The sequence below is a fragment of the Paenibacillus sp. FSL L8-0641 genome (assembly GCF_038006265.1).
Lineage (GTDB): Bacteria > Bacillota > Bacilli > Paenibacillales > Paenibacillaceae > Paenibacillus > Paenibacillus polymyxa_D.
On sequence record NZ_JBBOUW010000001.1, the window covers coordinates 4,734,708 to 4,755,132 of the forward strand.

Here is a 20,425-nt window from a genome sequence, read left to right on the forward strand (position 1 = left end):
TAGGCTGACTTTTAGCTGCTTAAAGTTTGTATTCATAAATAAAATTTGTATTTTCGAGTTTACCGTTAGGTAGATTAAATACAGTTACTTCTTCATCAAGACGAACAAATCCATTATGGTCATAGAATCCATAGTTACTCATTGTATCTGTATACACATAAATTTTATTTGCTTTTGTATTTCTTAAGTAAGAGATGAGCTCATTAAATAATTTTTTCCCTACTTTTTTTCCTCTAGCTTCTTCAGAAACAGCAAAGAATTCTAAGCAACCCTGAAACTCATCTTCTTTTCCTCTAATTAACTTGCTGTATGCCTCATTAGTCATAGAGGTGAGTTCAACAAATACTTTTCGTTCTATGTCATTTAGATTTAAGAGTTGTAGCAATTCACTTGTATAATCTTCTTGTAGCAATCTATAAGATGTTATTTCACCAACTCTTGAACCAAAAATTACACCAATAACTTCTCCATCTAATGTAGCTACTCTTCCAAAAGTACTTTTATTTAATATTGGACTTATGAACTTCATTGTAACTGCTGCATTTATTATGCCGTCATCCTCTATAAAATCCTTTGCGTTCCAGGTATCTGCAATAATCGCTTTAATACGTTCTATATCCTCTTTTCTAATGTCTCTAATATCTAAGTTCATTTTGACTTCCTCCTTTTAATTGATTAGCTTACAAATTGAGTTTAATGTCTCCCCTAATGGGGAGAGTCAAGTATTTATTGTAATGCTATTTTCAACTAGCCGTTTATTGAATAAAAAAGCTCTCCTTATTTCAGGAAAGCCGCCGTTAGTATAATAAAGATGTAAATCCCATATATCCGTCATCCTTCATCTCTCCCTCCAGGGCTCACTTACAAGGATAGACGGCTAATAGTCATGTTAAATTGGGAAGAACCTGAAATTGCCGGACTCTATTATAAGGAGTCCGGCAATTTCAGGTGAAACAATAAATATCCGAATATCAATAATTGAATACAATTCAGTCAAGAATATATTCAACTCTTCAATAGTCATAACGTATTTACATTCCAATTGAATTTGCCTTTTGAAAATAACTCCGTAGCTAACGATGTCAGTTAAAGCTTCTTCTAAAGCCTTCTATGGAATGCGGAGAAGCTCCGCTTCCTAAACCTCTTATTTCAGATATCTGTATTTCTTCCTGTAGTCTTCGTGTGCCTTTTGTTGTTCTTCTGGTGTCATAGTCAAAAGATTAAACTCGTCTGCAACGATCGGCAATTACTTCTTTTCGTTTTTCGTGTATTCGGATTTTATGGTGGAATTATCTCTGTTTAAATGGTTTGATTCTTAGTATCCCAAAGGTAAACTAAGATTTCTGTTGTGTTTTGTCGATTTTCCAATAATTGAAATAGTTACTCAGCGGCACTTGACGTCAGATTCATGTGGTGGATTTTTCCTCTTTATTTGAAAAAAAACACCCGGCAGGATGCGTACCGAGAGAAATACGGCATACACCCAAACCGGGTAAGGGATTAGAAAATAATATCAATGGCCTCTAGCACATCTTGCTCCTGTTCGGATTGCCCGTTCAGGGAAATATCCTTCAACAGCACCGAAGGCTGTTCGCAAATTTGGGTGATGATCACGAGCAGGTCCTGAGCGAAATTGTCGATCAGATTGCGCGTAAACAACTTGGTAGCATATTCAAACTGCCCGTTCATTCCCTCATCCAGCAACGAAATGACCAAGGTAAGATCAAATTGGGAAACCGTATGAGTTTCCGGATAAGATTCGATCTTGATATCCCCGAAGCTTTGAACGTTATCTTCCTTGGTTTCCAGAACAAACATGACATCGAATACAGGATTGCGGCTTTGATCTCGCGGCGCCTGCAGCTTTTTCACAAGCTCCTCGAACGGATAATCCTGGTGGTCGTAGGCCCCCAGCATCGTTTCTTTGACTTCATTCAAGTAAGCGAGGAACGTCTTCTCCCCGGACGGATAATGGCGAATCGCCAAAGTGTTGACAAACATTCCGATGAGCGGCTCTAGGTCGGCATGTGTGCGGCCCGAAACCGGCATGCCTACAATGAAGTCTTCTTGTCCCGAGTACTTGCTGAGCAGAATTGAATAGGCCGCCAATAACACCATATAAAGGGTGGCGCCGTTCTCATCGGCGATGCGCTGCAAGCTGTCGGTCATCTGCTTGTCGATGCTGAAAGGCAGCACATCTCCCTCAAAGCTGCGAGCGGCAGGTCTGACAAAGTCCGTAGGCAGTTCAAGCGTCGGCAGTTCGCCTTCCAGCACGTCCAGCCAGTAGGCTTCCTGACGTTTCAATCGCTCTTTTACAGGTTCGGACTGCTGCCAAGCGGCGAATTCCTTGTATTGAATCCGAAGCGGTTCCAGAGTCTCGCCGTTATACAGGCGCAGCAGCTCTTCGACAAAGATGCCCATCGACATGCCATCCGTGACGATATGATGAATGTCCAGCATGAGCAGTTGCCGTTCCGCTTCCCATTCGACTAAGCCCACACGCAGCAGCGGCGGCCGCTCCAAATCAAAGACGCGTACAAAGCCGTCTACGATGCTCTTCGTTTCACTTTCCGTCGCTTTCGTATACTCGACGGCAAACTTCAAGTCCGGATAAATCCGTTGTACCGGTTCGCCGTCGACCATTTCGAAGCCGGTTCGCAAAATTTCGTGACGAGCTATCAATCCTTTGAGCGCCGCCTCGAATTGATTCCGTTCCAAGCGCCCGACGAGAACCGTCATGCCGGACATGTTGTAGCTAAGCTCGGCGCCTTCCATCTGCTGCTGGATGTACAGCCGTTTTTGCACGGAGGAAAGCGGATAGTAATCCCTCTCTTCCAGAACCGGAATGGAGAGGTGTTCCTGCCGCTCCAATTGGCTGATCGCTTCGGCCATCGCTTCGATGGTCGAGTGCCGGAACACATCGCGCAGCGGCAGGTCCACGCTCAGCTCCTTGTGCACCTTGCTGACCAGCGTCGTCGCCCGCAGGGAGTGCCCGCCGAGGTCGAAGAAGTTGTCCGTCACGCCAATCGTGACCGGCCCGAGCACGTCCTGCCAGATGGCGACCAGTTTCGCCTCCAGTTCGGTGCGCGGCGCCACGTATTCGCGGCCTGCACTTGCTCCCCCTTCCGGCGCCGGCAGCGCCTTCCGGTCGATTTTTCCGTTCGGCGTCAGAGGCAGGTGCTCCAGTTCGACGAAGTACGACGGGATCATGTAACCCGGCAGCTCGCTGGCAATCGCCCGTTTCAGGTCCGCCGCCGTCAAGCCTTCTTCCGCTGTATAATAAGCGCCCAAAGCTTTCTGACCTTCTTGATCTTCCCTGACGACGACGACCGCTTCCTTCACGCCACCTACACTCAGCAGCTTCGCTTCGACTTCGCCCGTCTCAATCCGGTACCCCCGGATTTTCGCCTGGTTGTCGATCCGGCCGATGAAGTCCACGTTCCCGTCTTCCATCCACCGCGCCAAGTCGCCCGTGCGGTACAACCGCTCGCCCGCGGCGAACGGGCTGTCTACGAACTTCTCTTCTGTCAGCTCCGGACGGTTCAAGTACCCGCGCGCCACTCCGACTCCGCCGATAACCAGCTCGCCCAGCACCCCCACCGGCACCGGGTTCAGGTACGCGTCCACGATGTAGAATTTCGCATTCAGCCACGCTTTGCCGATCGGCACATGGCCTGTCTGCGGCAGCTTCGTCAGCTCCTCGTCGTAGAAACTGGAGTCGATTGCCGCTTCCGTCACACCGTATGCGTTGATGATCCGGAACAACGAGCCGAAGCGTTCCTGCAAGGTTCGGTAATCCGCCACGCTACAGCTGTCCGAGCTCGTGATCAACAGCTCCATCCAGCTTATATCCAGTTGCTGCTCGTGCACGTACTCCAGGAACGGCACGATCAGCGCTGGCGTCGATTCGAAGATGGTGACCCGCTCTCGCTCAATCCAGTAGTGCAGACGAGACGGATCGATCCGGTCGTCCTTCGGCACAATCACCATCGTGCCTCCGTTGTACAGCGTCCGCGCGATATCTCCCACGAACACGTCGAACGAGAAGCTGGCCAGCTGCAGCAGCCGCACCGGGAACTGATCCAACCGGTATTCCCGCCGGTAGCCCGCCGCCGTGTTCACCAGGCTGCGGTGCTCGATCATCACGCCCTTCGGCTTGCCCGTCGTTCCCGACGTGTAGATCACATACGCCAGATCCTCCGGACGGGCTTCATGGAAGCTGTCGGCATTCGTCCGCTCGTCGCTGTACGACGCTTCGTCGTCGAGGTACAGCACCGCCGCCAGCGCTAGCTCCTCTTCGCCGAGCCAGGCTTCGGCGCGCTCTCGCAACGGCGTTTGCGTCAACAGCACCTTCGCTCCGCTGTCTTCAAGCATGAACCGCACGCGCTCCGCCGGATAATCCGGGTCGAGCGGCACATACGCCCCGCCTGCTTTCCAGACGGCCAGCACGGCCACCAGCAAGTCCACCGAACGCTCGGCGAGAATGCCGACGATCGTCTCCCGGCCGATGCCGCTTGTGCGCAGCGTAGCCGCCAAGCGGTTCGCCCGCTCGTTCAGCTCCGCATACGTCAGCCGGTCGTTCTCGTACACGACGGCCGCCTCTTCCGGCGTGCGCTCCGCCTGTTCCTCAAACAGCCGGTGGAACGCGGCCGCCGGAGTCGCTTCCGGCTGCGCCGGGTTAAACGCGCCGAGAATTTGCTCTTTTTCCGCCGGTGTCAAAATACCCATCTCGGCAATAGTCGCCGACGGGTTGCGGAGAATGGATTCAAGCAGCTGCAAGTAGTGAGCGGCCAATTTCTCCACCGTTTCGGTTTTATAAAGAGCAGTGGCGTATTCAAACAGATATTCCAAGCCTTCCTCGATCTCCGTGACGTCCAAGCTGAGATCGAATTTAGAAACAATTTCTTCGCTGGCATACGTCGACAAATGGAGTCCGGGAAGCTGGATTTCCAAATTCTCTGTATTCTGCAAAGCAAACATCGTATCGAACAGCGGATTGCGGCTTAAATCGCGAGCTACGTTCACCTTATCCACCAGTTCCTCAAACGGATAATTCTGATGTTCAAAAGCGCCCAGCGTCGTCTCCTTGATTTCCTTCAAGTAGTCAAGGAACGTTTTACCGGCAGCCGGATAACTGCGGATGGCCAGAGTATTGACGAACATCCCAATCAGCGGCTGAACGTCGCTGTGATTTCTTCCCGCAATCGGCGTACCGACCACCACGTCTTCTTGCCCTGTATACTTATGCAATAATATTGTATAACCAGCAAGCAGAACCATGTAAAGCGTTGCGCCGTTCTCGGCTGCAAGCCGTTTCAGACCCTCGCTTTTCTCGCTATCCATAAACAATTGCAGCGTGCGGCCCTCGTAGCTCTGCATAGCCGGGCGCGGATAGTCCGTCGGCAATTCCAAAACCGGCAGCTCTCCGCGGAACATGTCGAGCCAGTAGGCTTCCTGCTTGGCAAGCTGAGCTTTCTGCTCATCCGATTGCTGCCATACCGCATAATCTTTGTACTGAATGCGGAGCGGCTCCAACTGCTCCCCGCTGTACAAGCGGACGAACTCTTCGATCAGTACGTCAATCGAAACGCCGTCGGATACGATATGATGCGTATCGAACATTAGAATGTGCCGGTCCGGCGCCAGTTCGGCAAGGCCTACCCGCAGAAGTGGCGGCTTCGCTAGATCAAACGGACGAACGAATTGGCGCACCGTTTCTTCCGCCTGCTCCCCGCTGATCTGCACATATTCCACCTGGAAGGCAGCTTCTTCGTAAATCCGCTGAACCGCTTCGCCTTTTACCATCTCAAAGCCGGTACGCAGCGTTTCATGACGAGCTACGAGCCCGCGGAACGCTTCTTCAAACCGCTGCCGGTCGAGCTTTCCTTCGAGCAGCATAGCTCCCGGTATGCTATAGCTCAGCTCGGCTCCTTCCAGCTGGTTCAAGATATAGAGACGTTTCTGAGCGGAAGAGAGCGGATAATACTCGCTAGGTTCCGCAGCCGGAATAGCCGTGAACGAGCCGATCTCTAGCCGCTCCATAGCCGCGGCCATTTCCTCAACCGTCGAGTAGCGGAATACGTCGCGAAGCGGGAATTCAACACCTAGCTCCTTATGCATTTTGCTGACCAGCGTCGTCGCCCGCAGGGAGTGACCGCCGAGGTCGAAGAAGTTGTCCGTTACGCCTACCGCCTTCTCCCGAACAAGCACATCCTGCCAAATGGCGGCCAGCTTCGCCTCCAGTTCGGTGCGCGGCGCCACGTATTCGCGACCTTCGCCTGCTCCCCCTTCCGGTGCCGGCAGCGCCTTCCGGTCAATCTTTCCGTTCGGCGTCAGAGGCAGGCGCTCCAGCTCCACGAAGTACGACGGGATCATGTACCCCGGCAGCTCGCTGGCAATCGCCCGCTTCAGGTCCACCGCCGTCAAGCCTTCTTCCGCTGTATAATAAGCGCACAAAGCTTTCTGACCTTCTTGATCTTCCCTGACGACGACGACCGCTTCCTTCACGCCACCTACACTCAGCAGCTTCGCTTCGACTTCACCCGTCTCAATCCGGTACCCCCGGATTTTCGCCTGGTTATCGATCCGGCCGATGAAGTCCACGTTGCCGTCTTCCATCCACCGCGCCAAGTCTCCCGTGCGGTACAACCGCTCGCCCGCGGCGAACGGGCTGTCTACGAACTTCTCTTCCGTCAGCTCCGGACGGTTCAAGTACCCGCGCGCCACTCCGACTCCGCCGATGACCAGCTCGCCCAGCACCCCGACCGGCACCGGATTCAGGTGCGCATCCACGATGTAGAATTTCGCATTCAGCCACGCTTTGCCGATCGGCACATGGCCTGTCTGCGGCAGCTTCGCCAATTCCTCGTCGTAGAAGCTGGAGTCGATCGCCGCTTCCGTCACGCCGTAAGCATTGATGATCCGGAACAACGAGCCGAAGCGTTCCTGCAAGGTCCGGTAATCCGCCACACTGCAACTGTCCGAGCTCGTGATCAACAGCTCCATCCAGCTCATATCCAGTTGCTGCTCGTGCACGTACTCCAGGAACGGCACGATCAGCGCCGGCGTCGATTCGAAGATGGTGACCCGTTCCCGCTCCATCCAGTGGTGCAGACGAGACGGATCGATCCGGTCGTCCTTCGGCACAATCACCATCGTGCCTCCGTTGTACAGCGTCCGCGCGATATCTCCCACGAACACGTCGAACGAGAAGCTTGCGAGCTGCAACAGCCGCACCGGGAACTGATCTAACCGGTATTCCCGCCGGTAGCCCGCCGCCGTGTTCACCAGGCTGCGGTGCTCGATCATCACGCCCTTCGGCTTGCCCGTCGTTCCCGACGTGTAGATCACGTACGCCAGGTCCTCTGGACGGGCTTCATGGAAGCTGTCGGCATTCGTCCGCTCCTCGCTGTACGAGGTTTCGTCGTCGAGGTACAGCACCGCCGCCAGCGCCAGCTCCTCTTCGCCGAGCCAGGCTTCGGCGCGCTCTCGCAGCGCCGTTTGCGTCAGCAGCACCTTCGCTCCGCTGTCTTCGAGCATGAACCGCACGCGCTCCGCCGGATAATCCGGGTCGAGCGGCACATACGCCCCGCCCGCTTTCCAGACGGCCAGCACGGCCACCAGCAAATCCACCGAACGCTCGGCGAGAATGCCGACGATCGTCTCCCGGCCGATGCCGCTTGCGCGCAGCGTGGCCGCCAAGCGATTCGCCCGCTCGTTCAGCTCCGCATACGTCAGCCGGTCGTTCTCGTACACGACAGCTGCCGCTTCCGGCGTGCGTTCCGCCTGTTCCTCGAACAGCCGGTGGAACGCCGCCGCAGGAGCCGCTTCCGGCTGCGCCGGGTTAAACGCGCCGAGAATTTGCTCTTTTTCCGCCGCCGTCAAAAGCTCCAACTGATTCACGCGGATGTTCGGGTTAGCCGCAACCATCTCCAGTGCCCGGGCAAAATGACCGTGGATCAGCCTGATGTCTTCCTCTCTGAACGTCAGCGCATTGTACGTAAACCGCAGCAAAATATGCTCTTCCGGAATGACGGTAATGTCCAGGTCGTAGTTCGTTTGCTCCGGCGAATGGATATTAGCGATTTTCAGCGCTTCTTTGTCTCCGCCGACGACCTGCTCAATCTGTTCTTCCATCGGATAATTTTCAAAGACCATGATATGGTTGATCAAGTCGCGCTTTTGCTCGCTCAGCGACTGAATCTCGAACAGCGGGAACGTTTCGTAAGCTCCCGATGCCAGCGCTTGGTCCTGGGTTTTTCTCAAGATATCGGCTACCGTCTCCTCGGCTTTGCCTTGAATACGGACCGGGATCGTATTAATAAACAGGCCGATCATGCTTTCGATGCCCGGAATTTCCGCCGGACGCCCGGATACGACGGAGCCGAATACAACATCCTCGCTGTTGTTGTATACCTGCAGAACCAGTCCCCATACGGTCTGCATGAACGTATTGAGCGTCACCTGCTGCTGGCGCGCCACCCGCCCGATTTGCCCGGTCAGTTCCTTGCTGAGTTCCACATCGATTTCAGCTGCTTCAAAAGCGCCCTGCTTCAGCTGCGTTTTCTCCTGGGGCAGCTTGGTCTGCTGATCGTAACCCGCCAAATACTCGGACCAGTAACGCGAAGCTTTCGCGGCATCTTGAGCTTCCAGCCATTCGATATACCGGGAGTACGAGGTAACCGGAGGAAGCTCCAGCGTCCGCTTCTCGTGGAACGCGAAGTAGGTGTCGAACACTTCCTTGATCATGAAGGACATGCACCAGCCGTCCATCAAAATGTGATGGTGACTCCAGATCACATGGTAGGACTCGTCGCCCGTGCGCAAAACTGTCACGCGCATAAGAGAGCCTCGGGCAAAATCGAACTTGTTCGCTTTATCCGCGCTGACAAAATCGGCTATCGTCTTCTCCGGGTCTTCATCGCTTACCGAGCGAATATCTTTGAAGTACACTTCACACTTCCGCTCGCGGAATACCACTTGAAGCGGCTCGTCTCTCCAGCCAGTAATAAAGTTGGTCCGCAGCGCCTCATTCCGCTGCACCAGCGTATCCAATCCTTGGGTGAAGGCTTCGACATTCAGGCTTCCGTACAGATCGAAGGTCACCTGTTCGAAGTAAGCTTCCGAATCGGCATCCAGCAGGCTGTGGAACAACATCCCTTTTTGCAGCGGAGTCAAGGTGTATACATTCTCCAGTTCGCCGAGCGCCGCCGTATGTTCGGACAGCCGCTCCAGTTCTTCCACCGTCACATCTTGAAGCAGTACGTCGCTAGGCGTAAGCTCCGGCCGCTCTTTCGATACGCAATGGCTGATGACTTCACGCAAGCTCGATTGAAGCAGGGTGCCCAGGCGCTCTACCGTTTCCCGTTTATACTGGGTTTCCCCATAACGGATCGTGAGTTCCAGCACTCCTTCCGACACCATACCGTTAATATCGAGGACAAAATCCATCACTGCATTCGGGCTTGAATCGGAGCCCGGGCTGAACGGAGACGGCTGCGAGTCGCTGCTTTCGTAATCCTGGTCGAACTGACCCAAATAGTTAAAGCTGATCTCCGGCTCCAAAGCGAAGCGCTCGCCGTCACGCGACGCCGACAAATAACGCAGGATGCCGTAGCCGATTCCTTTGTTCGGAATGCGGCGCAAGCTTTCCTTAACCTGTTTCACCTGATGACCGAGCGCCTGGGCGTGACCCGGCTCCAGAACGACAGGGAATTGGCTTGTAAACCAGCCTACTGTGCGTGTAATGTCCACATCCGGCAAAATATCTTCCCGGCCGTGGCCTTCGAGATTCACCAGCACGCGTTCCCGGCCGCTCCAAGCTTGTACCGCGAGGCCAAGCGCAGCAAGCAGCAAATCGTTCATTTCCGTATGGTAAGCACGGTGTGCCTGCTTCAGCAGCTGTTCGGTTTCCTCTGCCGTCCAGCGAACGGTCACGAGCCCGCTGTCCTTCAGCTTGGATCTGCCTTGTTCAAAATCCTTCGGAAGCGGCTCATAGGTCAATTGCTCGATATGTTGCCAATACTCTCTCTCGCTTTCCATCGCCGGACCGTTCGCATAATCAGCGAGCTGTTTCGCCCACGTTTGGAATGAATCCGTTTTGAGCGGCAGACGGATCGGCTGCCCTTGCAGCGCCTGCTCATAGCCGGCAGCAAAATCCTCAAGCAGAACCCGCCAGGATACGCCGTCTACGACCAAGTGATGGATCGCGATGAGCAGGTGGTCGCCGTCGTCGCAGCGGAACAAGCCGAGCTTCACCAGCGGACCGTTTTCCAGATCGATGCTCGCTTGAATGTCATTCGCCTTAGCCTCTACCGCTTCTTTCACGTCGCCGACTCCTTTGAAATCGACAACTTCCAGATCGAACAGCGCTTCGTTCTCCCCGGCGCCGCGGTTCCAGGCGGTATAGCCGTTCTCGGTTTGGCGGTAAACCGTACGGAGAGCATCGTGATGCACGACAAGCTGACGCACCGCTTGGCGTAAAGCTTCTTCGTCAAAGCCTTGCTTGGAGAACTGCATGAACGCCTGGTTGCTGTGATGTACGTCAGCCGGATTTTGTTCAAAGAACCAGCGCTGAATCGGGGTCAAGATGACCTCTCCCGTCACTTCGGCCTGGCTTGCCGTTCTCTCCGCCGTTTGCAGATGCAAACTAAGGGCGGAAATCGTCGGGTAATGGAACAAATCTTTCATGACCAGCTTGTACCCCGTTTGCAAAAGACGGGACGATACCTGCAAGGCCTTGATCGAATCGCCGCCGAGCGCAAAGAAATTGTCCATCGTGCCGACCTGATCCACGCCCAGCACCGACTGCCAGACCGACGATAGTGCTTGCTCGGCAGGAGTACGAGGCGCCGTGTATGCAGCCTCGACACGAATGCTTCCTTCCGGCACAGGCAGCGCTTTACGGTCGATCTTCCCGTTCGGCGTAAGCGGCATTTGATCAAGGCGCATGATGCGCGAAGGCACCATATGGGAAGGCAACGCGGCGTCCAGATGGGCCACAAGCCTTTCCAGATCGAAGCTGGAATCCGCTACGACATACCCGCACAAATATTTCTGCCCCCGCTCGTCCGTCCGGTCGATGACAAGCGCTTGACGCACGCCGGCAAAATTTTTCATGGCCGCTTCAATTTCACCAAGCTCGATCCGATAGCCGCGAATTTTAACCTGGTTGTCGATCCGGCCGATGAAGTCCACGGTGCCGTCTGGCATCCAGCGCGCCAGGTCGCCCGTCCGGTACAGCCGCTCCCCAGCGGCGAACGGGCTGTCTACGAATTTCTCCGCCGTCAAATCCTGGCGGTTCAAGTAACCGCGGGCCACACCCGCTCCGCCGATAACCAGCTCGCCCAACACCCCGATCGGCACCGGCTTCAGATTCGCATCCACGATGTAGAACTTGGCGTTCAGCCACGCTTTCCCGATCGGCACGCTGCCCGTCTTCGGCAGCTTCTCCAGCGGCTCGTCATAGAAGCTGGAGTCAATCGCCGCTTCCGTTACGCCATAGCTGTTAATAATACGGAACTGCGAGCCGAAGCGCTCCTGCAAGGTGCGGTAATCCGCTACGCTGCACGCATCCGAGCTTGAGATCAGCAGCTGCATCGAGCTGAGGTCCAGACCCTCGGCATGCACATGCTCCATGAACGGCACGATCAGCGCCGGAGTCGATTCGAACACCGTCACGGCGTAGTCGCGAATCCAGCCGTAGAGGCGGGTTGGATCAATCCGGTCGTCCTTCGGCACGATGACCATGGTGCCGCCGTTGTACAGCGTCCGCGCAATATCGCCGACGAACACGTCGAACGAGAAGCTCGCGAGCTGCAGCAGCCGGATCGGGAACTGATCCAGGCGGTATTCCCGCCGGTAGCCCGCCGCCGTGTTCACCAGGCTGCGGTGCTCGATCATCACGCCCTTCGGCTTGCCCGTCGTACCGGAGGTGTAGATGACGTAAGCCAAATCGCGCGGCTTGTTCACATTCGCCGGATTCGATGCGAGATCCGCCGCTAGTACGTTCTTCTCGGCTTCTGCCGTGGCGGACATTTCGGCAGAAGCCGTTTCCGCTTGCGCCAAAGCCTCCGCCTCTGCGCCTGCTTCGCCCAAAGCTTGTACGCCCACAGCCGCTCCGAGGCTGTACGTCGTGGCGTCGTCAAGCGCAAGCACCGTTTGCAGCACTAGAGCTCCGTCGCTGCGCCAAGCTTCCGCCTGCTCCAGCAGGCGGGTCTGCGTGAGCAGCACCGACGCCCCGCTGTCCGCGAGCATATACTCGATCCGCTCCGCCGGATAGTCCGGGTCGAGCGGCACATAAGCGCCGCCCGCTTTCCATACGGCGAGCACCCCGATCAACAGCTCCGCCGAACGGCCGGCCAAAATGCCGACCACCTGCTCCGGCTTCACCCCGCGCGCCCGCAGTGCATACGCCAGACGATTCGCTTTGGCGTTCAGCTCCGCATACGTCAGCTTGCTGTCTTCGTAGACAACCGCCAGCGCTCCCGGAGTGCGCTCCGCCTGCTCCTCGAACAGCTCGTGGAACGTTCTCTCTCTCCACGACTCATCCGCTTCCAAACCTGTACCCTCTGCGGCGGGTTGCTTCGCGAGAGCCGAAGACGACACGTCAAACCCGACCAGCAAATCATGCTTTTCGCTGTCCGGCAAGATATCCAAATCTGAAATCCGCGCACCCGGCTGAGCCAAGATCGACGCCAAAAGCTGCTCGTAATGACCCGCCAGCCGTTCCATCGTTTCCTGTCTAAACAACGAGGTAGCGTACTCGATCTTGCAAACCAGCTCGTTATCGGCTTCCACGATATCCAAGCTAAGATCAAACTTTGCCGTCTTTTCCTCGATGTCGAACAGCGACCATTGCAAGCCTTCCAGGGTTAAATCCAAGCTTTCGTGTTTTTGCAAAGAAAACATGGTGTCAAACAGAGGATTCCGGCTTAAATCCCGGCTCACCTGAAGAGCTTCCACCAACTCCTCGAACGGATAGTCCTGGTGCTCGTAGGCTCCAAGCGTCGTTTCCTTCACTTCCTGCAAGTAATCCAGGAACGTCCGCTCCGCCGCCGGACCCAAGCGAAGGGCCAGCGTATTGACGAACATGCCGATAATCGGCTGCAGGTCGGCGTGAGAACGGGCGGCAATCGGAGTGCCGACCACTATATCTTCCTGTCCCGCGTATTTATGAAGCAATACGGAGTACGCAGCCAGCAGAAGCATGTATAGCGTCGCCCCCGAATCGCCGGCAAGCCGTTTGAGAGCTTCACTTTTCTCCGCATCCAGCGTAAACGTGAGCGTTTGACCGTCAAACTGCTGGACGGCCGGGCGGGAGAAGTCGAGAGGCAGCTCAAGAACCGGAAGCTCGGAGCTGAATACCCCGCGCCAGTATTCCTCCTGCCGTTTGATGCGCTGGCGCTGCTCCTCGGATTGCTGCCAAACGGCGTAATCCTTGTATTGAATCCGCAGCTCCGGCAATTCTTCCCCATTGTAAAGCCGCACGAATTCGCGCAGCAGCACGTCCATGGAAAGGCCGTCGGAACCAATATGATGAATATCCAGCGCGAGCAGGAATTTCTCTTTCTCCAGTTCGATCAGCAGGGCGCGCAGCAAAGGCGGCTGGGTCAAGTCAAAAGGCTGAATGAAGCCTTCAAGAATGGCCGCAACCTGATCTTCGCTTGCTTGAAGCTTCTTGACCTTGAAAGCTACGAGCGGATGAATACGCTGAACCGGCTCCCCATTCACGATTTCAAAACCGGTGCGCAGCATATCGTGCCGGGCCACCAAAGTAGTCAGCGCCTTTTCCACTTTGACCTCGTTCAAAGCCCCTTCCAATTGCAAGGCGCTTGGGAGGTTATAATTCAGCTCCGAACTATCCAGCTGGTGCAGGACGTACAGCCTTTTTTGCGCGGAGGAAACCGGATAGTACGCTTTCTCTTCCGCTTTCGGAATCGAGCAGTGCCGCGTTTCTTCCAAGCTGGCAATAGCCCCGGCCATCGACTCTACCGTCGTATAGCGGAACACATCGCGCAGCGGAAGTTCGACGTTCATTTCCTTCTGAATCTTGCTGACAAGGTTCGTCGCCCGCAAGGAGTGGCCTCCGAGCTCGAAGAAATTGTCCAGGACTCCAATGCCGGAGTAGCCCAGTACTTCCTCCCAGATCTTCACAAGCTGGGACTCCGTCCGGTTACGCGGCGCTACGTATTCGACGCCCGTTTGTATGCCGCCTTGCGGCTCCGGCAGCGCTTTGCGGTCCACTTTACCGTTGGTCGTCAGCGGCATGCGCTCCAGCTGCACGAAGTACGACGGGATCATGTATCCCGGAATTTCCTGGGCCAGCGAGGTTCTCATTTCGCTGACCGTCAGCATCCGGTCCGCCACAAAGTAGGCGACAAGCGCCTTCTCGCCCCCGCCGTCCTGACGGGCGAGCACCACCGCTTCTTCCACGCCCCGGGCGTTCAGAAGCTGCGTCTCGATTTCGTCCAGCTCGATCCGGTACCCGCGGATTTTCACCTGATGATCGATCCGGCTCAGGTATTCGATGTTGCCGTCCGGTAGCCAAGCCGCCAAGTCGCCCGAGCGGTACAGTTTCTCCCCCTCCGCAAACGGGGAATCGACGAACTTCTCCGCCGTCAGATCCGGACGGTTCAGGTATCCTCTCGCAAGGCCTTCCCCGGCCACGTACATTTCGCCCGCTACGCCGATCGGCACAGGGCGGCGGTTTTCATCCAGGACGTACACCCTCAGCGTCGGGATCGGCTTGCCGATATTGCTCTTCGCCGCCTCCATTTCGACCCACGTGATTTCCTTATACGTCACGTGAACCGTCGTCTCGGTAATGCCGTACATATTGATCAGCTTCGTCTCCGGGTACTTCGTCTTGAAGCCCTTGAGCTGCAGCGGACTGAGCGCTTCGCCCCCAAAGATGACGTTTCGAATCCGCAAATCGTACGGATGGTCCGCCAAGACCTCACGCAGCAGCTGGTAGAAGTACGTTGGCGTCTGGTTCAAAATGGTAACCTGTTCGCGGCCCAGCAGCGCCAGGAAATCGGCCGGATTTTTCGCCGTCAGCGGCGGTACGATGACCAGCTTGCCTCCGTTCAGCAGCGCTCCGTACATTTCCCAGACAGAGAAATCGAAGCAGAACGAGTGGAACAGCGTCCACGTGTCGGACGGCCCAAAGTCGAACAGGTTCTTGTCGTTGAACAGGAGGCGCACGACGTTCTTATGCTCGATCAGCGTTCCTTTCGGTCTGCCGGTCGTTCCCGACGTGTAGATGACATATGCCAGGTTGCCCGGCACGGAAATTGGCTCCAGGTTCGAAGCGTCCAGCGCACCTTCGGAGTCCGCCCCTCTGTCGCCCCAAACGAAATCGTCCAATTCGAGGCGCGTTCCTGCGAAGTCGGTCTTCTCATGCAGATGCTTTTGAATCAGCAATAACGGCGCGCCCGAATCCTCGATCATGAAGCGGATACGCTCCTCCGGGTAGTCGGGATCGACAGGCACGTATGCTCCGCCCGCTTTGAGAATCGCCAGAATGCCGACGACCATATCGAGCGAGCGTTCGGCCAGAATCGCTACCAGTTGGTCCGCTTCTACTCCCGTCTCCCGCAGCTTCCGCGCAAGGCGGTTGGATCGCTCGTTCAGCTCACGGTAGGTCAGGTGCCGCTCGTTCATGACGGCGGCCACGTTATCCGGGTAAAGCTCCGCCTGTTTTTCGAACAAGCCGTGAATCGTCTGCTGCCGCGGGTAATCCGCCTCCGAATCGTTGAAACCGCGCACCAGCTCGCGGATTTCCTCCTCCTTGAGCATTTCCAGCGAGGCAATATCCCCGTCCGGCGCTGCTGCGATGGTTTCAAGCAGCTTGTCATAATGTCTGGCGAACCGCTCTGCGGTCTCCTGTTTATACAAAGCCGTAGCGTACTCTAACCGGCATTCGAGCTGACCGTCCAGCTCCGAAATATCCAGGAGTAGCTCGAACTTGGATGTTTGGTTTTCCAGTGGATAAAACGATTGCTCCAGCCCCTCGATGACAATTTGCTCGTTCTCCGTATTTTGCAGGGAGAAGAACGTGTCAAAGAGCGGATTCCGGCCAGTCGCGCGCGGAATGTGAAGACTTTCTACCAAGTCTTCGAACAAATAATTTTGGTGCTCGAAAGCCCCGAGCGTGATGTCCTTGATTTCTTCCAGGTACGAAAGGTACGGCTTGGAACGCTCCGGACGGCTGCGAATGGCCAGCGTGTTGATAAACATCCCTACGATCGGCTGCACTTCTTCCTGCGTTCTTCCGGCAATCGGCGTTCCTACGATCAGATCTTCCTGACCCGAATATTTATGCATAAGGATGGTGTAAGCCGACAGCAGCACCATGTACAGGGTCGTCCCTGTCCGTGCCGCCAGCTCTTTCAGCTTCTCCGTCCGATCTTTCTCGATATAAAACTTCACGGTTCGGCCGTCAAAGCTTTGCACCGCAGGCCGCGGGAAGTCCGTCGGTAGCTCCAAGACCGGCAGCTCGCCCGACAGCTGTTCCAGCCAATACTCCTTCTGCGGCTGGAGCATCTGCCCGTAAGCTTCGGAATGCTGCCAAACGGAATAATCTTTGTATTGAATGCGCAGCGGGGTCAGCTCCTCGCCCCGATACAGGCGGCTGAACTCATCGAAGAGCAGCGCTGTCGAAATGCCGTCCGAGACGATATGGTGCATATCGAACAGCAGAATGTGGCGATCCTCGGCGACTTCGATTAGGCCGATGCGGAAAAGTGGCGGCTTGGTCAGATCAAACGGGTGATAGTAAGCTTCCACCACTTGCTCTACTTCCCGCTCGCTCGCTTGGAAATAATCCACAGCAAACTCCACCTCGTCATAGATGCGCTGGACAAGCTCGCCTTGAACCTGCTCGATCCCGGTACGCAGCGTCTCATGGCGCTGAATCAGCGCCCGGAACGCATGCTCGACGCGCGTGCAGTCCAGCTTGCCTTCGAGAAGAAGCGCCGCCGACATATTATAGCTGCGCTCAGCCCCGTCAAGCTGGCGCAAGACGTACAGGCGCTTTTGCTCGGATGAAACCGGATAGTACTCGGCCTCAGCCGCCTTTGTAATCTCATACGTCTCCTGCTGCCTTAAACCGCCGATTCTTTGGGCCAGCTGTTCGATCGTGGTGTAGCGGAAAACTTCCCGCAGCGGAACCTCGACTTGCAGCTCTTTCCGAATCTTGGAAACCAGCGTGGAGGCCCGCAAGGAATGACCACCCAAGTCAAAGAAATCGCCTTGGACTCCAACTCGCGCAATACCCAGCACCTGCTGCCAAATGAGAGCAAGTCTTGTTTCCAGCGTTGTGCGAGGAGCCACATACTCACGGCCTGCTTCTACCTCTCCGGTCGGTTCAGGCAGCGCTTTACGGTCAATTTTGCCGTTCGGCGTGAGCGGAAGCTTATCAAGAGACACCAGCCGGGCCGGGACCATATGGGCCGGCAGCTTTTGCTTCAATTGGGACAGCAGATCGCTCAGTTGCAAGGAAGCATCCGCCGCCACGTAGCCGCACAAATACTTTTGCCCCTGCTCATCCATACGGTCGGTCACCACAGCCTGCTTGACGCCCGGGAAACGCAGCAGGGCCGTTTCAATTTCGCCGAGTTCGATCCGGAACCCGCGAATTTTCACCTGATAGTCGATCCGGCCGATGTAGTCGACGTTGCCGTCTTCCAGCCAGCGGGCCAAATCGCCTGTCCGGTACAGACGTTCGCCCGGCACAAACGGGCTGTCCGCAAACTTCTCGGCGGTTAGATCCGGACGGTTCCAGTACCCGCGCGCCACCCCGGCGCCGCCGATGACAAGCTCGCCCGGTACCCCTACAGGAACCGGCTTTAATGCGGCATCGACAATGTAAAACCGGGCGTTCAGCCAAGCTTTGCCGATCGGCACATGACCCGACGGTGGCAGCTTATCCAGCGGCTCACCGTAAAAGCTGCTGTCAATGGCCGCTTCGGTAACGCCATAGCTGTTGATGATGCGAAATTGTCCGCCGAATCTTTCCTGCAGCAATCGGTAATCGGTGACACTGCAAGCATCCGAGCTGGTAATCAGCAACTGCATGGAGCTAACGTCCAGCCCTTCTTCATAAATATGCTGCATGAACGGCAGGATGAGCGCAGGCGTCGATTCGAATACCGTAATGCTTTGGTCCCGAATCCAGCCGTATAAGAGGTTCGGATCAATCCGGTCATCCTTCGGCACAATCACCATCGTGCCTCCGTTATACAGCGTCCGCGCGATGTCTCCGACAAACACGTCAAACGAGAAGCTGGCCAGCTGCAGCAGCCGCACCGGAAACTGATCCAACCGGTACTCGCGACGGTACGCATCCGCCGTATTCACGAGACTGCCGTGCTCGATCATGACGCCTTTCGGGCGTCCCGTCGTACCCGAGGTGTAAATCACATAAGCCAAGTCTTGCGGGGCGCTGTCGGCAGATTCAAATTCCACGGCTAAGGCATCCCCGTTATAAATCTGTTCATCGTCCATGGCATAGACAGCTTGAAGCTTCAGCCGGTCATCGGCCAACCAACCTCCGGCCCGCTCCAACAGATGACGCTGCGTAAGCAGCACCGTTGCATCGCTATCGCTGAGCATGTACTCAATCCGCTCCGCCGGATAATCGGGGTCCAGCGGTACATAGGCTCCGCCGGCTTTCCAAACGGCGAGCACCCCGACCAGCAGTTCCACCGAACGCTCCGCCCAGATCCCCGTAATCGTCTCCCTTCCCACGCCCTGTTCGCGAAGGAGAGAAGCCAGTCGCTCGGCGCGTTCGTTCAATTCGCCGTAGGTCAGCTGTTTGTCCATGTAGACGACTGCCGGATGATCTGGAATTTCCCGAGCAAATTTTTCAACATACCGATGAAACGCTTCTCCCTCGCTCAGCCCTGCCACCGGCGGGTTAAAAACGTTGAGAATGCGGTGTCTCTCCTCATCGCTCAGCAGAGAAATCTCGCGTACCGGCAGTTCGGGAGTCTGAAGAAACTGGTCCAGAACGGTTACATACTGTTCCATAATCCGATCAATCTCGGCCGTCTCGAACAAGCCGGTACGATAGGAAGCATGGAGAATTACATGGCCTTCATTCAGCATATGGTCGAAGCGCAGCAGCAAATCGTCCATCTCGTGCCTAGCGAAGTGGGCCTCCAGGCGTACCTTGATTTCTTCGTACTCCACGATTTTCAAAGGCAGATATTCCAGAGACGTGCGGAACAGCCCCGAAAGATCGTTGCGGCCGTGTTGTTCGCGCAAATCCTGGATCAATTGGTTATAAGGGTATTTCTGATACCGCAGATCCGCCGTATTTTCCTTGGAAACCGTTTGGATCAAGGAAAGCACGTGTCTGTCTGGATTCAGACGAATCCGCGTAGCCACGGTGCTGACGAACATGCCGATCGTTTCTTTTTCCTTCTTGCTGGTGCGATTGGCAAAAACCGTGCCGACCGGAACATCGGTGCTGTCGGTCAGCTTGTACAATAAAACGTACATGGCGGACAGAAATAACGTATATAAGCTGACCTGATATTGTTCGCTGAAGGCCAGAATGCGTTCATACCGGGAACCGTCCAAAGTGATGGACAGTTTATTGGAATCGCTGCCGATCGAGAATGGCGGATACGATTTAATGCCGGTCGTTTCAGGCAAAGTGTTGTACTTTGTCAGCCAGTATTCCTTGCCTTTTTGATAACGCTGCGATTGCTCATATTCACGCTCCGAGGAAATATAATCCAGGTAGGAAGGGACCTGGTAACTGCTGGAGATGCCTTTGCGCAGTTCCAGGTATTTTTCCATCACCGCATGCAGCAAAGCATTGACGGATAAGCCGTCGGCGATAATATGATTTACCGTCAAATTGAGCCATACTTGGCCGTTCGCAAAATGGATAATCGTAAATTGGTAGAGGTGTTCGTCGAACACGCTGGCCGGTTTTTCGCTTACTTCTTTCACCCAAGCATAGAATTGTTCGGTTGTGCCTATTTCGAGGCGGCTTATCCTAGCTTGGACATTCTCCGGCTCTTCGAACCACTGCGTTGGATTTTGCAAATCCCCGCTAATGCGGATTCGGAAAACGTCATAGGTTTTGACGATCTCTACCGCCGCTTGCTTCAGAAGCTGTGTGTTGATCTCGCCCGTAATCTGGTAGGTCGCGGAAAGCATCGTGATGGACGTTCCCGGATTCATAATTTCCATGAACCATATTCGGCGCTGGGCTTGCGTTAATCCATATTGCTCGTTGGTATTCTCTGTCACATCGACACACTCCCGGTTTAGAGATTCTTTATAGATAGGCTTTGTACCTAGATGTCACTTAGTCACTCTTAGAAGAACCGCGCAGGCCATTCCCGGAACGGCTCCATCGGACTCTTCCTCATTTTTCGTGTCTACGTTTTCTGGTAACTACCGGTTA

At 55.2% G+C, this 20,425-nt stretch carries 2 protein-coding genes; both read right to left on the reverse strand.

What is annotated here, in order from left to right:
• Positions 1-19 precede the first annotated feature (19 nt).
• Positions 20-652, reverse strand: coding sequence for a GNAT family N-acetyltransferase (locus MKY16_RS21515; RefSeq protein ID WP_340933276.1), 633 nt, complete (start codon positions 650-652; stop codon positions 20-22).
• Between the two features lie 848 nt (positions 653-1,500).
• Entirely contained in the window at positions 1,501-20,268 is an 18,768-nt protein-coding gene (locus MKY16_RS21520; protein ID WP_340956969.1) for a non-ribosomal peptide synthetase, read from the reverse strand.
• Between the last annotated feature and the right edge of the window lie 157 nt (positions 20,269-20,425).

Coding starts and splice junctions, on each gene's coding strand:
- MKY16_RS21515 (WP_340933276.1), bottom strand. CDS start 652: ATGAACTTAGATATTAGAGACATTAGAAAAGAGGATATAGAACGTATT.